Genomic DNA, 19,300 nt, shown 5'->3' on the forward strand with positions numbered 1-19,300 from the left:
TCTCGAACGGTTGCTTCCGCAGGGAAGCCGCGCCCCGATAGCTCAGTGGTAGAGCACTTCCATGGTAAGGAAGGGGTCGCCAGTTCAATCCTGGCTCGGGGCTCTGACTCTCTGGCTCGCCGCGTGCGGGCCAGTTTGGCTGAGTAGCTCAGCTGGTTAGAGCGCACGACTCATAATCGTGAGGTCGCGGGATCGAGCCCCGCCTCAGCTACAGAGAGTCACGAAAACCCCCTCACCGAGGGGGTTTCTTCGTTTCCGGAAGTGCTACGCGCGGCACTGCTCGTCGCTGAGATTCTCCCGCGCCCAGTCGCCGAGCGAGAGGAGTGAGGGGAGCAACGCGCGACCGGAGACGGTGAGTCCGTAGGCGACGACGGTCGGGGGGCCCGGATCGACGCTGCGCTCGATCAGTCCGGCGCGCGCGAGCTCGGTGAGGCGGTCGGAGAGCATCGAGTCGCTGATACCGAGCGCGCGCTTGAGCGTGCTGAAGCTCGTGGGTCCGTCGGCGAGGACGCTGATGAGCATGCCGTTCCAGCGCTTGCCCAGAAACTGGAACGCGCGCGTCAGCGACCCGTCGCAGGCCCGGTGGTCCTTCGCGACGGGCTCGAGCGGTTCGCCGGCGGTCGCCATGAATCTCATGATACTCGACTTCGAACTTGACGGTAACTCCGGTTTTCGGAGTAGCATTGGAATCAGTAGCTACACGAAGCGCTCTGAGAACTGGAGAACACCTGTGACCACCACCGCACCCATCGCACTGGAGACGCTCGACTCGGCGTCTCGCGAACTGCTTTTCACCGACGCGCGGACGGCGAACTCGTTCACCGACGAGCCCGTGACCGATGCCGAACTGCAGGGCATCTGGGAACTCACGCGCTACGCGCCCACCATGGCGAACGGCCAGCCGCTGCGCGTGCTCTTCGTGCGTACCGAGGAGGGCAAGTCGCGCCTGCTGCCGCACATCGCCGAGGGCAGCAACCGGAACAAGGCGGAGGCCGCGCCCGTCGTCGCCGTGCTCGCGTACGACACCGACTTCCACGAGCAGTTCCCCGTGACCTTCCCCGACCGTGGAGAGATGTACCGCGAGAACTTCGGCAGCATGCCGGTCGAGGCGCGCGAGCCGATCTCGAAGTACAGCGCCGCCCTTGCCACCGGTCAGTTCTTCCTCGCCGTGCGCGCGCACGGGCTCGCAGTGGGCCCGATGGCCGGGTTCGACACGGAGGGCATCGATCAGGAGTTCTTCGCCGGGACCACCTGGAAGAGTCACCTCGTCGTGAACCTCGGGCACCCCGGTGAGAACCCGTGGTTCCCGCGTCTGCCCCGCGTCGCCGTCGCAGACGCCGTCGCCTGGGCGTAACACCCGAGCGAGGCATGCGGCCCGGACGACCCGAATCGGATCGCCCGGGCCGCAGTCATGTGGGTTTCGGCGCGACCGCGCGTTCAGGGAGCGTTGTCCCGTTGCTACGCTCGAGAGCATGCCGATCGAGATCCGCCCGCTGGTCGACGCCGATGTGCCGCACGCCGTCCGGCTCTGGCATGACGTCGGACTCACCCGACCGTGGAACGACCCCGAGGCGGACATCCGTCGGGCGCGCGCCGCGTGGCCCGACCTGCTGCTCGTCGCTGCGGATACTGAGAACGGTGCCGTAGTCGGGACGGTGATGGCCGGGTACGACGGGCACCGAGGCTGGCTGTATTACCTGGCAAGTGCCCCGGCACGTCGCGGGTCCGGCATCGGGCGCGCGCTCGTCGCCGAGGCGGAGGCGCGGCTCACCGCGCTCGGCTGCCCGAAGGTCATGCTGATGGTGCGAACCGAGAACACCGCCGTCACGGACTACTACCGGGCGGATGGGTACGGGGTCGATGAGGTCGCCGTGCTCGGGAAGCGACTCATCGCTGACCGGTGATCACGGGTCGATCCAGGGGCATTCGGATCGTCCGAGCGAGGACTAAGGTGGTCCTCAGGGGCGTCGATCAGGTGCGAGGCGCTGAAAGTGAGGATCTCGATGGATCACGATGTGGCGCTCTTCCGCTATCTCGTCGATGCCGTCGAGGACTACTCGATCTATCTGTTGAGCCCGAGCGGCATCGTACAGACCTGGAACCGCGGCGCCCAGCGCATCAAGGGGTACGCGGCCGCAGAGATCGTCGGCCGATCCTTCGCGACGTTCTTCTCCGACGAGGATCGTGCGCACGGGGAGCCGGAGCAGATCCTCGCCGCCGCGCGAGCGCACGGACGGTTCGAAACCGAGGGCTGGCGCGTGCGGAAGAACGGCTCCCGATTCTGGGCGCACGTGACGGTGAACGCGGTCACCGACGAGCAGGGTGTGTTCATCGGCTTCGCGAAGATCACCCGCGATGTGACGGTGGCCAGGGAGACCACGTCGGCGCTGCACCGCGCCGCGTCGACCGACGCGCTCACCGGTCTCAGCAATCGGACCACGTTCTTCGCCGCGCTCGAAGCTTGGGTCGACTCGTCGGCCCCATTCGCGGTCAGCCTCATCGACCTGAACGACTTCAAGCGCGTCAACGACACCCACGGGCACTCGGTGGGCGACGAACTCTTGCGGGCGTCCGCCATGAATCTGCGCCGGGGCGAGGACCACGGAGTCGTCGTGGCTCGGCTCGGCGGAGACGAGTTCGCCGTCGCCGCCCTGACCCCGGATCAGCAGGCGCTCACCTCGTTCATGCACTGGGTCTCCGGTGTCATGCGCGAACCCCTCGGACTCGGCGAGCACCGTGGCCCGATCGCCGCCAGCGTCGGCGTCGCTCGGTACCCGGTCGACGGGCACGAGGTGTCCGAGCTCCTGATGCGCGCGGATGCCGCGATGTACACGGCGAAGGAGCAGTCCTCCGAGGCCGCCGTCCTGTACTCGGAGGGACTGCTGGAGGTGACGAGCTCGCGGCGCTACCTCGGCCGTCGCGTTCCCGCTGCCGTGGCGGGCGGCGAGTTCGAGCTCCAGTACCAGCCGCAGTCCTCGCTCAGATCTTCAGCCGTGGTCGGATGGGAGGCGCTCGTCCGGTGGCGGCATCCCGTGCTCGGACTCCTGGCGCCCGACGCGTTCATCCCCATCGCCGAAGCCAATGGGACGATCGTCGAACTCGGCACATGGGTGCTGCGCCACGCCTGCCACGACGCCGCGCAGTGGCAGGAGCCCGCGCGCATTGCGGTCAACGTGTCGGCAGCCCAGCTCGTGGATGCCGACTTCGTGCCGACCGTCGCCCGTGCGCTCGCCGACAGCGGACTCGAGCCGCACCGACTCGAGCTCGAGATCACGGAATCGACCCTCATCGCGCACCGTCGCGATGTGATCGAGAAGTTCGCGGCCATTCAGGCGATGGGAGCGCTCATCGCGCTCGACGACTTCGGTTCGGGGTTCTCCTCGCTCGACACATTGCTCGCGTTCAACTTCGACCGTGTGAAGATCGACCGTTCGGTGCTGCAGTCGAGTCTGCAGCCTCTCCGGACGCGCAACGTGCTGCGCGCGATTCTCGCGCTCGGGCACGCGCTCACCGCGTCGGTACTGGTCGAAGGCGTGGAGACGGAGCAGCAGCGCGACCTGCTGCGAACGGAGGGCTTCGATGAGATCCAAGGGTTTCTGACCGGTGCTCCCGGCATCGGCCCGAAGCTGCGGGCGATGCTGCCGGCCTGACCGCACGGACGTCAGAGCACCGCCTGCAGGATTCCCGCGGCGACGAGCGCGACGAAGAGGGTGTTGAACACCGCGGTCGCGATGCCTGCAGCGAGCACGATCGTGCGGTTCAGGCCGGCCGCGCTCATCACGAACGCGTTGATCGACACACTCACGAGGAAACCACCGATGAACATGGCGATCGGAATCCCCCATTTTTCCGCGCGCGCCAGGATTTTGCGCTCGCGATCGCCCTTGCTGCGCCGGTCGCCGATGCGCGACCCCCACGCGACCGCACCGACCGTTGTGAGGACGGTGCCGCCGGCGCCGATGATCACGGTCACGAACCAGGGGACACCCGCGACGATGCCCACGGCTGCCGCGACATCGCCCTCGAGCGCAGGCACCAAGCCGATGAGCAGGACCGACAGAACCTGAAGGACGAAGGGAAGCGTGTCGACGAACTCCTGCAATCGGATGATCAGGTCGGCGAACATGCGGATCCTCCGTTCTTCCGGCGCGTGTCGGGTCGCGCACCAGGGGCTCGTGATTGCGACGATTCGAGTCTCCCGAACACGCTGCATGCCGTGTAGTCCCGCCGCATCACATGCCGGGGTGACGCCGCGTCACATCTGACCGTGCGCTGAGAGGATCGTGGGTGTCTGGACGGTGCGTTCGGCCTGATGGTGTAGCGTCGCGGGTTCCAACCTCGTGAGGAGTCATTTGTCTATGCCGATCAAGCGCGTGCTCGCCGCTGTCTCTCTGGTCGCCGCCCTGGCGCTCGCCGGATGCTCCTCGGCAGACGGCGAATCCGATCAGACCGACACGTCTGCCGGAGCCGAAACCGGTGTGCCCGAAGCAGACCTCGAGGGTCTGCCCGATGTCGTCGCCGAGGTGAACGGGGATGAGATCACGCTCGCCGAGTTCACGCGGAACTACGAGGGTCAGCTGCAGCAGGCCGCGATGCAGTCGCAGGCCACCGGCGAAGACGTCGATCAGGATGCGCTCAAGGAGCAGGTCGCCGGCTTGCTCGTCGACAACCATCTGCTGACGCAGGCCGCCATGAAGGCCGGCATCGAGCCGTCCGAGTCGGATATCGATGACGAGCTCGCGGGACTCGCGGAGCAGAACGGGCTCGAGTCGGGTGACGACGTGTTGGCCGCGCTCAAGGAGCAGGGGCTCAGTGAAGACGAGGTCCGCGCCGACCTCGCCACCCAGTTCCAGGTGAGCACCTACATCGAGCAGGAGGCCGACATCGCCGCGCCGAGCGATGAAGAACTGCAGCAGCAGTACGACGCGCTGGTCGAGCAGCAGAGCGCTGCAGCCGACGCCGGCGGCGAGATCCCGCCGTTCGAGGACGTGAAGGACCAGCTCGCCGACCAGGCCAAGATGCAGCAGGAGAACGAGGCCGCGCAGGGCATCGTCGAGCAGCTGCGCGACGGCGCCGACATCACGATCCACCTATGATCGTTCACGGCGTGCGTCGGTAGCCGCCCGCGCCGTCGGGCGCGACCAGGCCGAGCTCGATGAACGCGTCGATCCACCCGCGCATCGGCCACCACCCCCACCGCTCGGCGAAGATCGACCCGTTGCGCAGGATGTCGTCGAGATGTCCGACCGGCGGATCCTGCACCGGGTGGTGCTGGTGGAACGCGCGGGCATCGCCCACCCAAGCGAGGTCCACGCCCGCGCTGCGCGCGCGCTGTCCGAAGTCGGTGTCCTCTCCGCCGTACCCGTCGTAGCGCTCATCGAACCCGCCGATGCGGTGCCAGGTCGCGGCGTCGAGAGCGAACGAGAGCGACCAGAAGAGTTCGTGGCTGCCACCCGTGACGATCCGTCCGGGCGGCGGTGCCGGTCGGGCCGGGTGCGGAGCATCGAGCGCGGGCAGTTCGGCGAGATCGTACCCGTCCGGTCCGGGCGGATCCAGGTAGGTCACGGGACCGCAGAGCAGATGCCCCCGTGTCTCAGGAGCGGCAGCCGCAGCCCGGTATCCTGACACGAGCCACGCACCGGGGATGCAGTCCACATCGAGGAAGATCAGGAGTTCCGCGCCGTCGTCGATCGCTGCCGCGGCACCGACGTTGCGGGCGCGCGCGAGCGGAAGACGGTCCGGATCGCCGTCGAGATGCATCGTCCGGAGCGCCGGGGCCGCACCGTCGCCGGGCAGATCGGGGTCCGCGATCGCGACGAGCACGTGACGGTCCGCGAGCATCGGACGCAACCCGGCCGCGAGACCCGCGCGCTGACGTCTCCAGTGCGCATGTCGACCGTGCGCGATCGTGACGACGGCGGTGCGCATCAGCGCGACCTCCGCCCCGCGAGCTCGTCGATCACGGCTGCAGCGCGGGCGGCGCCGTTCCCGTCGTTCCACTGCTCCCACCGAGCGCCGTCGAGTCCGCTCGCGCGCTCGAGCAGCGTCTCCCACCCGCCGTCGGGGAAACGATCGCGCACGATCACCGGCCAGTCGCCCGCCGCCAACACCCGAGCCGACGCGTGCTGCTCGTCGTGCGGACGCGTCTGCGGCACCACGACGGCCGGCTTCCGCGCGGCCGCGACATCGGCGAGAGCGCCCTGGCCGGCGTGCGTGATCACGACGCTCGCCGCCGAGAGACTCGGTCCGACATCGTCGACCCAGGTGCCCGACCCGCCGATATGCTCCCAGGTCCAGTGCGGTGCGCTTGCGCGGGCGCGGTCCAGTGCGGTGGGCGAGAACTCGTCTCCGCCGCGTCCCGCGAGCACCAGCACGCGATGCGGATCTTCCGCGCTGCGCTCGTCGGGGAAGGGAGCGAGCCGACCGATCGCTCCGACCGGCGCGAGCCTCCGCTCCGCGGCTGCCGTCAAGCCGGTGACGAGCCCGGTCGCCTGCGGCGGCCATGCCGCCAGGATCACCGCAGCGATCTCGAACCCGAGACGGTGCGCGGCGTCGCCGCGCGCTCCCGGCAGCGCGAACACCGCGACGGGCACCCCGTGCAGGCGCGCGAGGAGCGCGACCTCGACGGAGACGTCGATGACCATCGCGCGCGGCTCAGCGGCGGCGATCCACGCCGAGATCACTGCGGCGCGCTCGCGCAGTCCCGTCGACCCGAGCGGCACCCAGTGCAGCTGCCCGTGCGCATCCGCATCGCTCTGCTCGTCGCCCTCATCGAGCGGGATCTGCAGCCACTCGCCCGGCCAGCCGTCCGGCCGTGGCAGTGACGAGATGCCGGTGACGGGCGCCTCGAGTTCTCGAGCGATCGCCGTCGCCCGCGCCGCGTGACCACCGCCGTGATGGTGCACGTAATAGCCGATCATGCGGCCTGCGCGGCGCCGGCGACGCGGGCGAACGTCGCAACGTAGTCGTCGATCATGCGCGCGATCGAGAGATGGTCCTCGGCGTACGCGCGCACCGCCGCGCGCGGCATCCGACGGGCGCGCCGCAGGGTGCTGGCGAGCGCGTCCACATCGCCGGGAGGGCTGAGCAGACCGCCCGGAGGGGCGACGATCTCGCCGAGACCACCGCGGGCGAATGCCGCGACCGGCGTTCCGCACGCCATCGCCTCGGCGGCGACGAGGCCGTACGGCTCATCCCAGACGGGCGTGACGAGGGCGACCGCCGAACGGCCGACGAGTCGGCACAGGTCCTCGGTACCGAGGTGCCCGAGATACGTCGCGTCGTGACCGAGGCGCGGAGCGATCTCGGCCGCGAAGTACTCGCGGTCGTACGACGGCCCCGCGAGATCGATCGGGATCCCCGCCCGGCGCGCGGCGTCCATCGCGAGGTGCGGCGCCTTCTCGGGAACGAGCCTCCCGTGCCAGACCGCGCGCTCGCCGCCGGGGCCAGCAGCCCATTGCTCGGTGTCGACGCCGTTGTGGATGACGTCGGGCTGCACAACGGGACGCCAGAGATCTGCGGTAGCGCGGCTCACAGCGACGAAGCGTGCATCGGGCGACGCGAAACGCATGGCCGACTCGATCCAGGGGGTCGGGGGCGTGTGCAGCGTCGTCACCATCGGAATGCCGACGGAGGTGGCCATCGCCACGGGCAGGTGGTGCAGGCTGTTGTTGTGGATGACGTCGAACCGGGCGGCACCCGCACCCAGCGCGAGCATGAGCGAGAGATACGCGTGATGCTCCCGCATCCAGACTTCGGGCGGCGCACCCACATCGGCACGGGCGTGCGCGGAGGACGCGTAGGGGGCGACGTCGAGCGTGGTCACGCGGAGTCGCGAATCCGAACCGGGTGCGGCGAACACGCTGACATCGTGCCCGCGGTCGAGCAAGCCGGTTGCCAGAGCGTGCGTGTGCGCTTCGAGTCCGCCGGCGAACGGTTCGCGAATCGGAAAACGGCTCGAGGCGATGATGCAGATGCGCAGTGGGGTCACCGCAGTAGCCGTTCGTAGAGCAGCGCGTGCGCCGCGGCGACGCCCTCCCGTTCCGTTCGTCGCGCGCGGATCGAGAGGGGCTCCCGGCGTCCGGCATCATGAGCGCGCTGCAGGGCGCGCTCGAGCGACGCGGTGTCGAAGGAGTCCTCCACACGTTCGTAGGCGAACACGGGCCCCTGGTCGCTGAAGTACCCGCAGTTCGGTGCGACGACCGCCGTCCCGAGATCGCGGCAGGCCTCCAGCCATCCGGAGTGGGTGCCGAACCGGTAGGGGAGCACCGATACGTCGAGCGATGCCAAGTACTCCCAGAGCTCCGCGTCGCTCAAGAAATCGTGGATGCGGAGGTCGAGCGCACCCCGCGCCGCCGCGGTCTGCAGAAAGTCGGCGAGTTCGGCGTCGTACCGGTCGCCTCGCGGCTCGAGCACATCGCGGTGCCCGTTGACCTGCACGACCCAGTCGGGCATGCGCTCAGCGAGGTCGCAGAGCACGCGGATCACCGGGAGCGGATCCATGCTCGCCCGCAGACTCTTCACGTGCACCCCCACGCGGAACGGTCGCGCGGGGCGGGAGCGCTCGGCGAGGTCGGCCATGGTGGCGAAGTCGACCACGTGGGGGTGCGGCAGCACGTGGGCGTCGCATCCCCACCGTTCGCGGATCTCAGCGGCGGCACCTCGGGTCAGCGTGACGAGGGCGTCCGCCTGCGGCACGATGACGTCGAGCTGCGCGTCGTGCAGACGGCGATCGAGATGGTGCGGATTCCGCAGATCGTGCACGGTGTAGACCAGGGGGCGTCCCGTCTCGCGCAACGCGTCGATCCACTCCTGCACCTGCTCGGGCGTGCGGGCGTCGAACCCGAACTGCAGGTGCATCACATCGAACTCGGGGTGCTCGCGCACCCAGTCGGGTTCGAGCATGACCGGGGGCCACCACTTCGACTGCGCGGGGCGCAGGGGGTCGTCGGGATCGGGGTCGGCGAGTCGCTCGATCACCGGCACACCGGGAAGCTCATCCACGGGCGCCAGGTGGTGCACGTAAACGTGGTCCGCAGGAACGGAGGCGACACGAATGCTGCGCGGAGTGCGAGGGTCGCGATCGCGCTCGAGCAGGGCGGACCGGATCGGTCCGATCGGTTCACGATTGCGCATAGATCCTCATGGATCCCATTAGGCGCCGAATCCGGCTCGGTGAGGAGGGCCTTGCAGCTCGCGACGCCCGGGTGGTACGCGAGCCCTGGATCGTCACCCCCGTCGACGGCAGTGACGACGGGCCTCTACAGTGGTCTCACCCACCCCGTCGAAACGGAGCCATGTATGAGCGCAGCAGGACAAACCGAACCACGTTCGTTCGGTGTGGAGGAGGAGTATCTGATCCTCGACCGCATTACCGGCGAGCCCCAGGATCGCGCAGCTGCGCTCCTCTGGTCGGACGCCGAACTCGAGCGACGCGCGGATCGGGAGTTCTTCTGCAGTCAGATCGAGACCGCGACCCCGATCTGCACCACGGGAGCGGAGGCCGACCAGTCACTCGCCGACTTCCGTGCCCGCGCGGGCGAGGCTGCCGCGGCGCAGGGCACCCGCATCGTCGGCACCGGACTCCCGCCGGTCGGCGGGGAGGTCGCCGGGACGATCACCCCGAAACCGCGCTACCGCGAGATCGCCGAGATGCTCAGGCATGCCGCCGCGCACCAGTACGTCTCGGGGACGCACGTGCACGTGGAGGTGCCGGATCGTGATGCCGGTGTCGCCGCGATCGCCGCGATCTCGCGCTGGTCCCCGGCTCTCCTCGCGCTCACGGCGAACTCGCCGATCTGGGACGGCGAACCGACCGGGTTCGCGAGTTGGCGGCACATGCTCATGCTGTCGTGGCCGCTCGCCGGTTTTCCGCACGGGTTCACGACCGGTGACGAGTATGCGACAGGGGTGGAGCGGCTCGTGTCTGCCGGCGTCATCATCGATGCGGGCATGCTCACGTGGGTCGCCCGGCTCTCCGAGCAGTACCCCACGGTCGAGCTGCGTATCGCGGATGCACAGCTCGACCACACGCAGGCGGTGAGCTTCGCGCTCCTCGTGCGCGGCATCGTGGAGCGCAGCCTCTCGGAGTGGTCTGCCGGCCAGCCGGTGACGTGGCCGGCGCGTGCCGACATGATCGACGGCGCGCTGTGGATGGCGGCGCGCGACGGGCTCTCCGGAACGCTCATCGATCCGGCGACGGCCGAGACCCTGCCGGCGCGCGACCTCGTGCGCCGCATGGCCGCGTACGCGGCGCCCGGACTCGAGCGCACCGGCGACACGGCCCGCGTTACCGAGTATCTCGAGCACCGCCTCGCGGTCGGGAGCCCCGCGCAGGAGCAGCTCGATCGCTTCGCATCTGCGGGGATCGCCGGTCTCATGGAGCTCTACGCCGGGTAAGGCGGGCGACCGGCACCGCGCACGAAAGAACCCCCGCCGCTCATGCGACGGGGGTTCCGGTGGCGCGCCCCGAGGGATTCGAACCCCCGACCTTCTGATCCGTAGTCAGATGCTCTATCCAGCTGAGCTAGGGGCGCTTGCCGTTGTTTCCAACCAGAGAAACATTACAGCAGTTCGAGGCGAAACGGAAATCGATGCGGGCGCACCGTCGGCGTGCCCGGCGGGTAGGCTGTTCGCGTGCCAGAAACGCCTGATCCGCAGCTTTCCGCAGACTTCTCGACGGACCTCGACCGCGCCGCGTCGCTCATCGCGGAGCTGCCGGATTACCCGGCCCCGGGCATCGTCTTCCGCGACATCACGCCGCTGCTCGCCGATGGGCCGGCCCTCCGTGCCACCGTCGACGCCCTGATCGCACCGTTCCTCGGCTCGTTCGACGTGGTCGCGGGGCTGGAGGCCCGCGGCTTCCTCCTGGCGAGCGCCGCCGCATACTCGACGGGTGCCGGGCTCATGCCGATCCGCAAAGCGGGAAAACTTCCGCGTCCCGCCGTGTCGGTCGAGTACGACCTCGAATACGGCAGTGCCACTGTCGAAGCGCACGACGACCTGCCGAAGGGGAGTCGGGTCCTGCTGCTCGACGACGTGCTTGCGACAGGCGGCACCCTGGTGGCCGGTCGCGACCTGCTGCGGCAGCTCGGGTACGCCGTCGCGGGCGTCGCGGTGCTCTTCGAGATCGAGGGGCTCGGCGGGCGTGAGTTCGTGAACGATCCGGGTCTGCACACCGTCTTCCACAGCTGAGCCGATGACCGCGTCGCAGCCCCGGAACTCGGGTCGCATCCCCGATCCGCAGCCGGAGCACACCGCACTGTTCCGCTGGCTCGCCAGGATGTTCACCGCGGTCGAGGCGAAGCTCCGCGAGCGCGGCGGACGCGGGCTGCGGGCCGGGATCCGCATCTTCTGGGCGCTCATCGCCGCCGTGGGCGTGTTCCTGCTCTGCGGTCCGATCCTGAACCAGCCGCTCGACTTCGACGACGTCATCGATGCGGCCGAGATCGACGAGGTCGACTGGATCGCCACCGATGTCGCCATCGATTACGTGGTGTCTCGCGACGGCGACGGTCGTTTCGCCGCCGACGCCGAGGAGCGGTACACCGCCAACTTCACGAACGGCCCCGAGCGTCGAATCGAGCGCGCGTTCGTAACGGAGTTCCGCGGTCACGACGCCCGGTTCGAGCTGCGCGAGGCGACGATCGACGGCACTCCGGCCGAGGTCGAGGTGGACCGCGGTGCCGCGACGACCCGGGTCACGATCGCGCGAGCCGACGGCGAGGCGCTCGACGGCACGCACGACATCGCGCTCTCGTACGAGTTCCACGACCTCGTCACTACGGTCGAGGACGAGGCGACCGGCGACGAGGTCGAGCAGTGGGGATGGCCCCTGCTCGGGCCGGCTTGGCCGCAGGCGACGAAGGGCGTCGAGGTGTCGCTGACGCTCGCTCCCGAGCTCGACGACGCGCTGGTCCGCGCCCCCCGCGCGTACATCGGGTGGTTGCTCGTGTCGGGAACCAGCTGGCTCGAGGCGGAAGCGACCACCGCCGACGGCGTGCGGTACGCCTTCTCGAACGACGACACGCTGCCCCCGCACCCCGACCTCGATCTCACCGTCAGCTTCGCATCCGGAACGTTCGCGCAACCCCCGACGACACCGCTGTTCTGGCTGCAGACGTGGGGCCCGCTGATTCCCCTCGCCCTGCTCGGCGTCTTCACGCTGTTCGCATTCGTCGCGCGCCGCGTCGTGTGGGCGGACAGCGCGGGAGCACCCTGGTACGTCGCTCGCGCCGAACCGCCGAGCGGATTGACCCCCGATGAGGCGGCGCAGTTCACCGGCCGGGCGAGGCACGCCGAACTCGTCGCGGCGCTCGCCGACGCTTCGCGCGCACCGGTGACCGCCGACACGAAACGGCGCAGGTGGGGGAGGCGTCGCCCGGCGCCAGCGCAGCGCCGGGCGCTCACGGGCCGAATGCGCGCGCGCTGGTTCCGCAGCGTGGCGCAGGCCGGTATGCGTGCGGGCCGGTGGGGCAATGCCCCGAGTGTGCTGCGGCGCCGCATGGCCTGGGCGCAGCACGACGTGCCCGTCGAGCGCGGGCTGCGCTGGGTGCCGGACAGCTATCTCCGCGACAGCTTCATCTGGGGCTCCGTCGCGCTCGTGCTCCTGCAGTGGGGGGTGCTGCGGCAGTTGTCGCACCAGGTGATCCTCACCATCGTCTGGTGGCCGGCGCTGTTCGTGCTCGGATCGACGCTGCTCGCACTGCTCGTGTGCTGGGCCGTGCGCCGTCCGCGTCCGCTCACGCACGAGGGCGCGCTCGCGATGCAGGAGCTCAAGGGCATCGACGCCTGGGCGACGACCACGCGGCTGGTGGATCGTGGCCCGGCCGACGACGACCTCATGCCGTACGCCGTGCTCTTCGAACGGCCGAGACGCGCGGGTCGGCGCATCGTGCAGCTCGCCTCGCGCGAGACGGGCGACGCACGACCCGGTCGCGGGTGGCGCACCGAGCACTTCCTGTCGGCACCGGCGCTCCTCGCGCTCGCCGCCGCCATCGCGGTGTTCGCCGGGGCCATCGTGACGGCGTCGGTGCGTCCGGCCCCGTACGGCGAGAGCGAGTTCATCACCGAGTACCACCGCGATATCCCCGCGCTCACGTTCTCGCAGGTTGAAGGGTTCGCGGTCGACGCTGAACTGGTGCGCGACGCGGATGGCACGGCGCGCATCGACGTGGTGGAGCGCATCGACGTGGGGTTCACGCCGAGCGGCGGGCGGGTGCCCCAGTTCGGTCGGGAGTGGCCGCGCGAACGGTTCGGGCAGGACCTCGGGCTCGAGGTGGGCGAGATGACCGTCGATGGCGCCCCGGTGCCGGTGCAGCAGCGTGAGGGGGAGCGGACCACGGCCGTGGTGACGCAGCTCACCGAGGTGCTCGACGGCGTGCACGAGGTCGAGGTCGCGTACTCGCTGACCTCCCCGGTCGTCGATGCTCGCGGCGGGTCGGACGCGTCGCAGCAGCTCAGATGGACGGCGTGGCTCGGCTTCTGGGAGGACACGTATTACACCGACATCGACAACGCGTTCGACGGTTCCGCCCCGGTGCGGCCGCTCCGGGTGTCGCTCGACATCGCTCCCGAAATAGCGGCCGAGCTGACATCCGGGGGCTGGATCGACACCGATGTCGATCTGCCGCGGGTGCCGTACGAAGACGGCAACACCTTCAAGCCGTGGACGGTCGAGTCCCGACTCTACGACGACGCGAGTCGCCCGTACGAGCTGCGGGTCGGTTCCGAGGAACGCGCCGCAGACGGAACCGTCACCGTCACCATCGACGCGGATGCGGCCGAGTCGCGCGCGGTCGATCGCGAGACGGGCGAGCCCGTCGGGCGGTTCGTGGTCGACCCCGAGGTCAACGCCGGGCTCGAACAGTACGAGCTCGACCTTTCCGACGACCTCGGAGTGGATCTCCGATTCCCCGGCGGCACGTTCGCCGATGTCGAGTCGGGCGACTTCGACCGACATCAGACCGCCTACTGGCTGCCCTACACGGCGACGTTGGTGCTGGGCGGGGTCGTGACGGCAGCCGCGGCCGCCGCACTGCTGCTCGTGCGGCGCCCCCGACGCAGCTCGCGGGCATCGATCGCCGCCATCGCGTTCGCGGCAGTTCCGCTCGCGGCGGTCGGGCAGAGCATCGTGTGCTGGTGGGTCGTCGGGCCCATGCCAGGCGGCAACGCGGCCGGCGCGTGGGCGCTCTGGCTCGGGGCCGCGATGTGGGCCGCGGTGACGACGCAGTTCGTGATCGTGGCACGCCGCATGCGCCGATCACCCGCAGATTCGGCGCGGTTCCGGAAGAATACGAGAGACTGATCACCATGACCGAGTACCCCGCGCACGCCAGTGCACCCTTCTTCGCCGCACGCGACCAGCTGCTGGAGCTCGCCGGCGACCCCGATCGCGCACGTCGCGAGTTCGTCTGGCCAGAGGTGGGCGACACGTTCAACTGGGCGCACGACGTCTTCGACGCCATCGCCGAGGGCAATGACACCACCGCGCTCTGGATCGTCGAAGCCGACGGAACCGAGATCACGCGCACCTTCGCCGATCTCCAGCGGCGATCCGACCAGGTCGCGAACTGGATGCGCAGCGTCGGGGCGAAGCGGGGCGACGTCGCGATGCTCATGCTCGGCAACCGCGTCGAGCTCTGGGAGATCATGCTGGCGGCGATGAAGATCGGTGTCGTGCTGCTGCCGACATCGGTCGTGCTCGGCGAGCACGAGCTGGCCGATCGGGTCGAGCGCGGACGCGTCGACTTCGTCTTCGCCGCACCGGAGGACGCGGTGAAGTTCCGCAGCGTTCCCGGCGCGTACCGCGGCATCGGCGTCGGGCTCGATGCGGGATCGCGCGACCAGCGCGCCCTCCTCTTCGACTGGCTGCGCTACGAGGAGTCGAGCGCGGCATCGCACGCGCGCGTGCCGAAGCAGACGACGAGTCAGGATCCGGCACTGCTCTACTTCACCTCGGGCACCACCAACCTGCCGAAGATCGTCGTGCACTCCCACACGAGCTACCCCGTCGGCCACCTCACCACGCTCTCGTGGATCGGAGTGCGTCCCGGTGACGTCCACTCGGTGATCAGCGCGCCGGGGTGGGCGAAGCACGCCTGGTCGAGCTTCTTCGGGCCCTGGCACGTCGGCGCCACCATCTTCGTCGTGAACAGCGCGCGGTTCGACGCCGAGCACCTCGTCTCCGAGCTCGACCGGGCCGGAGTGACCACCTTCTGTGCCCCGCCGACGGTGTGGCGCATGCTCATCCAGCACCGTCTCGACCGGAAGCCGCGGGCGCTCCGAGAAGTGGTCTCCGCGGGCGAACCGCTGAACCCCGAGGTCATCGCCCGTATCCAGGAGTGGTGGGGCCTCGACATCCGCGACGGGTACGGGCAGACCGAGACGACAGCGCTGGTCGGGACGATCCCGGGGGATCCGCTCGTCGCCGGAGCCATGGGTCGGCCGCTTCCCGGCGTCGACGTCGCGCTCGTGGACCCCGTGAGCGGAGCCGAAGCCGCCGAGGGCGAGATCTGCCTCCGCATGTCTTCGCCCAGCGCCCACGGGGACCGGCCGGCCAATCTCATGCCCGGATACTTCGGAGATGATGCCGCGACCGCTCGCGCGACCGCGGGCGGGTTCTTCCACACGGGTGACGTCGCCAGCCGCGACGACGACGGTGTGCTCACGTTCATCGGTCGCACCGACGACATCTTCAAGTCGAGCGACTTCAAGGTCTCGCCGTTCGAGGTCGAGAGCGCGCTCCTCGAGCACGCCCACGTCGCCGAAGCCGCCGTCGTCGGTGCACCCGACGAGACGAAGCTCAACATCACGAAGGCGTATGTGGCGCTCGCCGCCGGAGTCGCCGCCGACGGTGAGACCGCCCGCGCGATCCTCACCCACGCCCGCGAGACGCTGCCGCCCTACATGCGCGTGCGCCGCGTCGAGTTCTTCGAGCTGCCGAAGACGACCTCGGGCAAGATCCGTCGCGTCGAGCTGCGCATCCGCGAGGAGGAGGCGCACGCAGCGGGTCGGCGGATCGAGGCCGAGTGGCGCGAAGAGGACTTCCCCGGGCTCAAAGGCTGAGTCGGCGCGGGTCGCGGCGCGTCACACGCGGTCACCCGATTGGGGTCTCGTCGCGATCCTCACTAGTCTCGCCTGCATGACCACGATCGAGACCACCACCGCCGGAAGCCTGCCCCGCACCGATGCCCTCATCGCCGCGAATGCCGCGCGCGAGTTCGCTGAGGACGGCTTCACGCTGCAGTCGACGCCGGAGTACCGGAGCCTGCTCGCTGAGGCGGTGCGCGACGTCGTCGACCGGCAGCGCGAGATCGGCATCACGCAGCCGGGCGACGGCGAGTTCGGCAAGGCGATGTCGAGCGCGGTCGACTACGGTGCGTGGTGGAGCTACTCGTTCCAGCGGGTGAGCGGGCTCTCCCTCACGGGAGAGAACATCTTCTCGCAGCAGCCGGTGCGGTCGGAACCGGGGCAGGTGAGGCTCACGAGCTTCCCGGACCGCCGCGACTGGACGCGCTTCGCCGCCGCCTACGCGGATCCCGACAGCGGTATCGGCACCGGCAGCACCGCCACCGACTTCCCGAGCACCACGGGTGAGATCAGCTACATCGGACAGGATGCGGTCGCGTCGGACGCTCAGCACCTGAGCGCCGCGCTGCGAGCGGGTGAGACCGGCTTCCTGACCGCGATCGCTCCGGGATCGGCCGCCCGGATCCAGAACGACTTCTACGGCTCGGACCAGGAGCACATCGACGCCTGGGTGTCGGCGTTGCGGCAGGAGTACCGCACCATCACCGACGCCGGCCTCGTGGTGCAGCTCGACGATCCGTCACTGGCCGAGAACTGGGACCAGATCTCCCCCGAGCCCTCGGTGGAGGACTACCTGGCGTTCACTCAGATCCGGATCGACGCGATCAACGAGGCGATCACGGATCTCCCGAAGGAGCAGGTCAGACTGCACCTCTGCTGGGGATCCTGGCACGGCCCGCACACGACCGACATCGAGCTGCGGCACCTGCTGAAGACCGTGCTCGGTGCTCGAGTCGGGCAGATCTCGTTCGAGGCCGCCAACGCGCGCCACGAGCACGAGTGGGCGGTCTGGGAGGAGCAGCGCGACCTCATTCCCGACGACCTCGTGCTGGTGCCCGGCGTGATCAGCCACTCCACGAACCTCGTCGAGCATCCCGATCTCGTGGCGCAGCGCATCGAACGCTTCGCGCGCATCGTCGGCTCCGAGCGGGTCATCGCCGCCACGGACTGCGGTCTCGGCGGGCGCGTGCACGAGCAGATCGCGTGGGCGAAGCTCGAGTCGCTGGGCGAGGGGGCGCGGCGCGCGGCTCAGCGCGTGTGAGGACTCTCCGAGTGCCGCTCCCGGTGCATGCGCCGATGCTCGGCGTCCTCGTCCGTGTCGAGCGTCGCGAAGTACTCGAGGGAGGCGCGCGACGTCGTGAGCAGCGGCTGAATGCCCGTCTCGGTCGAGAGCAGCGCCTGTGAGATGCCTCGTGCCGCGCCCTTGAGCAGTTCGACTGTGCCGAGCACGGGCGTGTCATCGCGGGCGACCACGACGCCGAGCGCGGCCACCGGCACCCCGTACGGCCCCATGACCGGCACCGCGATGCCGCGGGACTGCACATGGATGAACCCGTCGCACACGGCGTGCCCGCGCGCGTGCGCCTGGCGGATGAGCCGACGGAGTTCCGCCCCGTCCGCCGGCGTCTCGCGGGTGGTGCGCGGCCAGCCCTCGGCGATCACGGCGTCGATGAGGCTCTCCTCCGCGTGCGCGAGCAGCACGATGCCGCTCGAGCTCAACGGGACGGGAATGCGGCCGCCGATCAGCGTCGCGTTGATGACCGCGTCGCGCGTGGACTGCCGGTCGATGAACAGCACCTCGTGACCGCGCAGCACCGCGAGCTGGGTGTGCTGTCGCACCCGCACGTGGACCGCGTCGAGCCACGGTCGCGCGAGCTCGCGGAGGCCGAGGGCGCCCGGGGTGCGCGATGCGTACTCCCAGAGCCGGGTGCCGAGCCGATACAGCCGTCCGGGCGCGCGCTCGACCAGGCCCTCGTCCAGGAGCTCGGCGAGGAGCCGGTGCGTCGACGAGGTGGCGAGGCCGGTAATGGCGACGATCTCGGAGAGGGTGAGTTCCGGCCGCTGCGGCTCGAACGCATCGAGAATGCGCAGGTGCTTGCGGAGCACCGATTCGCCGTCGGATCGTCTCGCCATTCGGGCCTCCGGGCTCCATCGCCAGTGCGGGAATCCGGGGCTCTCCGCTCGGATTCCGTTCAATGGAATACTAGCCCACGCGGTGAGCGAGGCGACCCACACTGAGTGCATGAACACCGCTGTTCCTGCAACGCTCACCGTGACGAGCAAGCGCGTCGTCGCCGAGGACGTCGTCGAGTTCGTCCTCGGCAGCGCCGACGGCCGGCGCCTGCCCGATTGGGCGCCCGGCGCACACATCGATCTCGCGCTGCCGCGCAGCGGCACGATGCGGCAGTACTCGCTCTGCGGCGATCGCTGGCGGGCGGACGCCTACACGATCATGGTGCAGCGGGAGCCCGACGGCAGGGGCGGGTCAGCGGAGCTGCACGACGTGGTCGAGGTCGGTGACACCCTCGAGTTCGGCGGGCCGCGCAATCACTTCCGGATGGCACCGGCCGAGGAGTACCTCTTCGTCGCCGGCGGCATCGGCATCACCCCGCTGATCCCGATGGTCGATCAAGCGCGGCGACTCGACCTGCCGTGGCGACTGCTGTACCTCGGACGCAGCGCCGCGAGGCTCGCGGCGCGCGCGCAGCTCGAACGACTCGACGGCGGGCGGCGGCGAGTGACCGTGCACGACGCGGGTCGCGCCGGGCGAGCGCGGCTCGCCGACTGGCGCCCCGCAGATCCGCGGGTGCGGGTGTTCGCCTGCGGCCCCGCGCGACTGCTCGATGCGGTCGAGAGCTGGGGTGCGGCTCCCGGCGGCCTGCCGCCGCGGGTCGAGCGCTTCACCGCAGACGCTCAGGGCGGTGCAGCCGCGACCGCGTTCGAGGTGGTGGCCGCGCGCAGCGGCGTCTCCACCGTCGTCGATCCCGTCGAAAGCGTGGCCGACGCCCTGCGCCGGTCGGGCGTCGACGTGATCACGTCGTGCGCCCAGGGGGTCTGCGGGACCTGCGAGACCGGGGTGCTCGCGGGCGAACCCGACCACCGCGACTCGCTGCTCGACGACGACGAGCGCCGATCGGGTACCTGCATGTTCCCCTGCGTCTCGCGCAGCCGCGGACCACGACTCGTCCTCGACCTCTGATCCCGAACGACC

17 protein-coding genes and 3 tRNA genes are annotated in these 19,300 nt (G+C 69.8%); 12 read left to right on the top strand and 8 right to left on the bottom strand.

Annotation, left to right across the window (positions count from 1 at the left end):
- The first annotated feature begins 31 nt into the window (after window positions 1-31).
- Window positions 32-103: transfer RNA gene (locus J4H85_RS03235), tRNA-Thr, on the top strand.
- A 34-nt stretch (window positions 104-137) separates the two neighbouring features.
- Window positions 138-211: transfer RNA gene (locus J4H85_RS03240), tRNA-Met, on the top strand.
- 53 nt (window positions 212-264) lie between these two features.
- Here J4H85_RS03240 and J4H85_RS03245 read toward each other — a convergent pair.
- On the bottom strand, window positions 265-627 hold the full coding sequence (locus J4H85_RS03245) for a winged helix-turn-helix transcriptional regulator (RefSeq protein WP_208236812.1): 363 nt from the start codon (window positions 625-627) through the stop codon (window positions 265-267).
- A 103-nt stretch (window positions 628-730) separates the two neighbouring features.
- On the opposite strand from J4H85_RS03245, the gene J4H85_RS03250 reads away from it, so the two are divergent.
- From J4H85_RS03250 to J4H85_RS03260, 3 genes are all read left to right on the top strand, one after another.
- A complete protein-coding gene (locus tag J4H85_RS03250; protein ID WP_307863361.1) occupies window positions 731-1,354 on the top strand; it encodes a malonic semialdehyde reductase in 624 nt (207 codons plus the stop codon).
- Between the two features lie 118 nt (window positions 1,355-1,472).
- Complete coding sequence (locus J4H85_RS03255) at window positions 1,473-1,904, top strand: GNAT family acetyltransferase (RefSeq protein ID WP_208236814.1); 432 nt, start codon at window positions 1,473-1,475, stop codon at window positions 1,902-1,904.
- 99 nt (window positions 1,905-2,003) lie between these two features.
- On the top strand, window positions 2,004-3,650 hold the full coding sequence (locus J4H85_RS03260) for a putative bifunctional diguanylate cyclase/phosphodiesterase (protein ID WP_208236816.1): 1,647 nt from the start codon (window positions 2,004-2,006) through the stop codon (window positions 3,648-3,650).
- A gap of 11 nt (window positions 3,651-3,661) precedes the next feature.
- Here J4H85_RS03260 and J4H85_RS03265 read toward each other — a convergent pair whose 3' ends face one another.
- Window positions 3,662-4,126 carry a hypothetical protein gene (locus J4H85_RS03265; RefSeq protein WP_208236818.1) on the bottom strand — a complete coding sequence of 155 codons (465 nt, stop codon included), beginning with the start codon at window positions 4,124-4,126 and terminating at the stop codon, window positions 3,662-3,664.
- 214 nt (window positions 4,127-4,340) lie between these two features.
- Between J4H85_RS03265 and J4H85_RS03270 the strand changes: the two genes are divergently transcribed.
- A complete protein-coding gene (locus tag J4H85_RS03270) occupies window positions 4,341-5,096 on the top strand; it encodes a SurA N-terminal domain-containing protein (protein WP_307863362.1) in 756 nt (251 codons plus the stop codon).
- Between the two features lie 4 nt (window positions 5,097-5,100).
- Here J4H85_RS03270 and J4H85_RS03275 read toward each other — a convergent pair whose 3' ends face one another.
- Genes J4H85_RS03275 through J4H85_RS03290 form a run of 4 tightly spaced genes read right to left on the bottom strand, consistent with a single transcriptional unit; the run spans window position 5,101 to window position 9,135 of the window.
- Window positions 5,101-5,928: a glycosyltransferase family 2 protein gene (locus J4H85_RS03275; RefSeq protein WP_208236823.1), complete on the bottom strand. Its 828-nt coding sequence runs from the start codon at window positions 5,926-5,928 to the stop codon at window positions 5,101-5,103.
- On the bottom strand, window positions 5,928-6,920 hold the full coding sequence (locus J4H85_RS03280; RefSeq protein WP_208236825.1) for a glycosyltransferase: 993 nt from the start codon (window positions 6,918-6,920) through the stop codon (window positions 5,928-5,930). The genes J4H85_RS03275 and J4H85_RS03280 overlap by 1 nt, the downstream gene beginning before the upstream one ends.
- Window positions 6,917-7,990 carry a glycosyltransferase gene (locus J4H85_RS03285; RefSeq protein WP_307863363.1) on the bottom strand — a complete coding sequence of 358 codons (1,074 nt, stop codon included), beginning with the start codon at window positions 7,988-7,990 and terminating at the stop codon, window positions 6,917-6,919. The genes J4H85_RS03280 and J4H85_RS03285 overlap by 4 nt, the downstream gene beginning before the upstream one ends.
- Window positions 7,987-9,135: a glycosyltransferase family protein gene (locus J4H85_RS03290; RefSeq protein ID WP_208236827.1), complete on the bottom strand. Its 1,149-nt coding sequence runs from the start codon at window positions 9,133-9,135 to the stop codon at window positions 7,987-7,989. The genes J4H85_RS03285 and J4H85_RS03290 overlap by 4 nt, the downstream gene beginning before the upstream one ends.
- A 165-nt stretch (window positions 9,136-9,300) precedes the next feature.
- Here J4H85_RS03290 and J4H85_RS03295 point away from each other — a divergent pair, with 165 nt between their 5' ends.
- Entirely contained in the window at window positions 9,301-10,398 is a 1,098-nt protein-coding gene (locus tag J4H85_RS03295; protein ID WP_208236829.1) for a carboxylate-amine ligase, read from the top strand.
- A 60-nt stretch (window positions 10,399-10,458) separates the two neighbouring features.
- Here J4H85_RS03295 and J4H85_RS03300 read toward each other — a convergent pair.
- Window positions 10,459-10,535 (bottom strand) — tRNA-Arg (locus J4H85_RS03300).
- A 100-nt stretch (window positions 10,536-10,635) separates the two neighbouring features.
- Here J4H85_RS03300 and J4H85_RS03305 point away from each other — a divergent pair.
- From J4H85_RS03305 to J4H85_RS03320, 4 genes are all read left to right on the top strand, one after another.
- On the top strand, window positions 10,636-11,193 hold the full coding sequence (locus J4H85_RS03305; RefSeq protein WP_208236831.1) for an adenine phosphoribosyltransferase: 558 nt from the start codon (window positions 10,636-10,638) through the stop codon (window positions 11,191-11,193).
- 4 nt (window positions 11,194-11,197) lie between these two features.
- Complete coding sequence (locus J4H85_RS03310) at window positions 11,198-14,305, top strand: DUF2207 domain-containing protein (RefSeq protein WP_208236833.1); 3,108 nt, start codon at window positions 11,198-11,200, stop codon at window positions 14,303-14,305.
- A 5-nt stretch (window positions 14,306-14,310) separates the two neighbouring features.
- The gene (locus J4H85_RS03315; protein ID WP_208236835.1) at window positions 14,311-16,065 is read left to right on the top strand and encodes an AMP-binding protein; all 1,755 of its coding nucleotides are present in this window, start codon (window positions 14,311-14,313) and stop codon (window positions 16,063-16,065) included.
- Between the two features lie 76 nt (window positions 16,066-16,141).
- Window positions 16,142-17,350, top strand: coding sequence for a cobalamin-independent methionine synthase II family protein (locus tag J4H85_RS03320; RefSeq protein WP_208236837.1), 1,209 nt, complete (start codon window positions 16,142-16,144; stop codon window positions 17,348-17,350).
- Here the strand turns inward: J4H85_RS03320 and J4H85_RS03325 are convergent.
- Complete coding sequence (locus J4H85_RS03325) at window positions 17,338-18,222, bottom strand: IclR family transcriptional regulator (protein ID WP_208236839.1); 885 nt, start codon at window positions 18,220-18,222, stop codon at window positions 17,338-17,340. The two genes, J4H85_RS03320 and J4H85_RS03325, sit on opposite strands and share 13 nt — an antisense overlap.
- Window positions 18,223-18,331: 109 nt before the next feature.
- Between J4H85_RS03325 and J4H85_RS03330 the strand changes: the two genes are divergently transcribed.
- A complete protein-coding gene (locus tag J4H85_RS03330; protein WP_208236841.1) occupies window positions 18,332-19,288 on the top strand; it encodes a PDR/VanB family oxidoreductase in 957 nt (318 codons plus the stop codon).
- Window positions 19,289-19,300 lie beyond the last annotated feature (12 nt).

It is taken from the genome of Leucobacter tardus (assembly GCF_017583045.1).
GTDB lineage: Bacteria > Actinomycetota > Actinomycetes > Actinomycetales > Microbacteriaceae > Leucobacter > Leucobacter tardus.

Bases quoted from the DNA above. Each gene is read 5' to 3' on its own strand.
- J4H85_RS03245 (WP_208236812.1), bottom strand. From the start codon at position 627: ATGGCGACCGCCGGCGAACCGCTCGAGCCCGTCGCGAAGGACCACCGG.
- J4H85_RS03255 (WP_208236814.1), top strand. From the start codon at position 1,473: ATGCCGATCGAGATCCGCCCGCTGGTCGACGCCGATGTGCCGCACGCC.
- J4H85_RS03260 (WP_208236816.1), top strand. From the start codon at position 2,004: ATGGATCACGATGTGGCGCTCTTCCGCTATCTCGTCGATGCCGTCGAG.
- J4H85_RS03265 (WP_208236818.1), bottom strand. From the start codon at position 4,126: ATGTTCGCCGACCTGATCATCCGATTGCAGGAGTTCGTCGACACGCTT.
- J4H85_RS03275 (WP_208236823.1), bottom strand. From the start codon at position 5,928: ATGCGCACCGCCGTCGTCACGATCGCGCACGGTCGACATGCGCACTGG.
- J4H85_RS03280 (WP_208236825.1), bottom strand. From the start codon at position 6,920: ATGATCGGCTATTACGTGCACCATCACGGCGGTGGTCACGCGGCGCGG.
- J4H85_RS03290 (WP_208236827.1), bottom strand. From the start codon at position 9,135: ATGCGCAATCGTGAACCGATCGGACCGATCCGGTCCGCCCTGCTCGAG.
- J4H85_RS03295 (WP_208236829.1), top strand. From the start codon at position 9,301: ATGAGCGCAGCAGGACAAACCGAACCACGTTCGTTCGGTGTGGAGGAG.
- J4H85_RS03310 (WP_208236833.1), top strand. From the start codon at position 11,198: ATGACCGCGTCGCAGCCCCGGAACTCGGGTCGCATCCCCGATCCGCAG.
- J4H85_RS03315 (WP_208236835.1), top strand. From the start codon at position 14,311: ATGACCGAGTACCCCGCGCACGCCAGTGCACCCTTCTTCGCCGCACGC.
- J4H85_RS03320 (WP_208236837.1), top strand. From the start codon at position 16,142: ATGACCACGATCGAGACCACCACCGCCGGAAGCCTGCCCCGCACCGAT.
- J4H85_RS03325 (WP_208236839.1), bottom strand. From the start codon at position 18,222: ATGGCGAGACGATCCGACGGCGAATCGGTGCTCCGCAAGCACCTGCGC.
- J4H85_RS03330 (WP_208236841.1), top strand. From the start codon at position 18,332: ATGAACACCGCTGTTCCTGCAACGCTCACCGTGACGAGCAAGCGCGTC.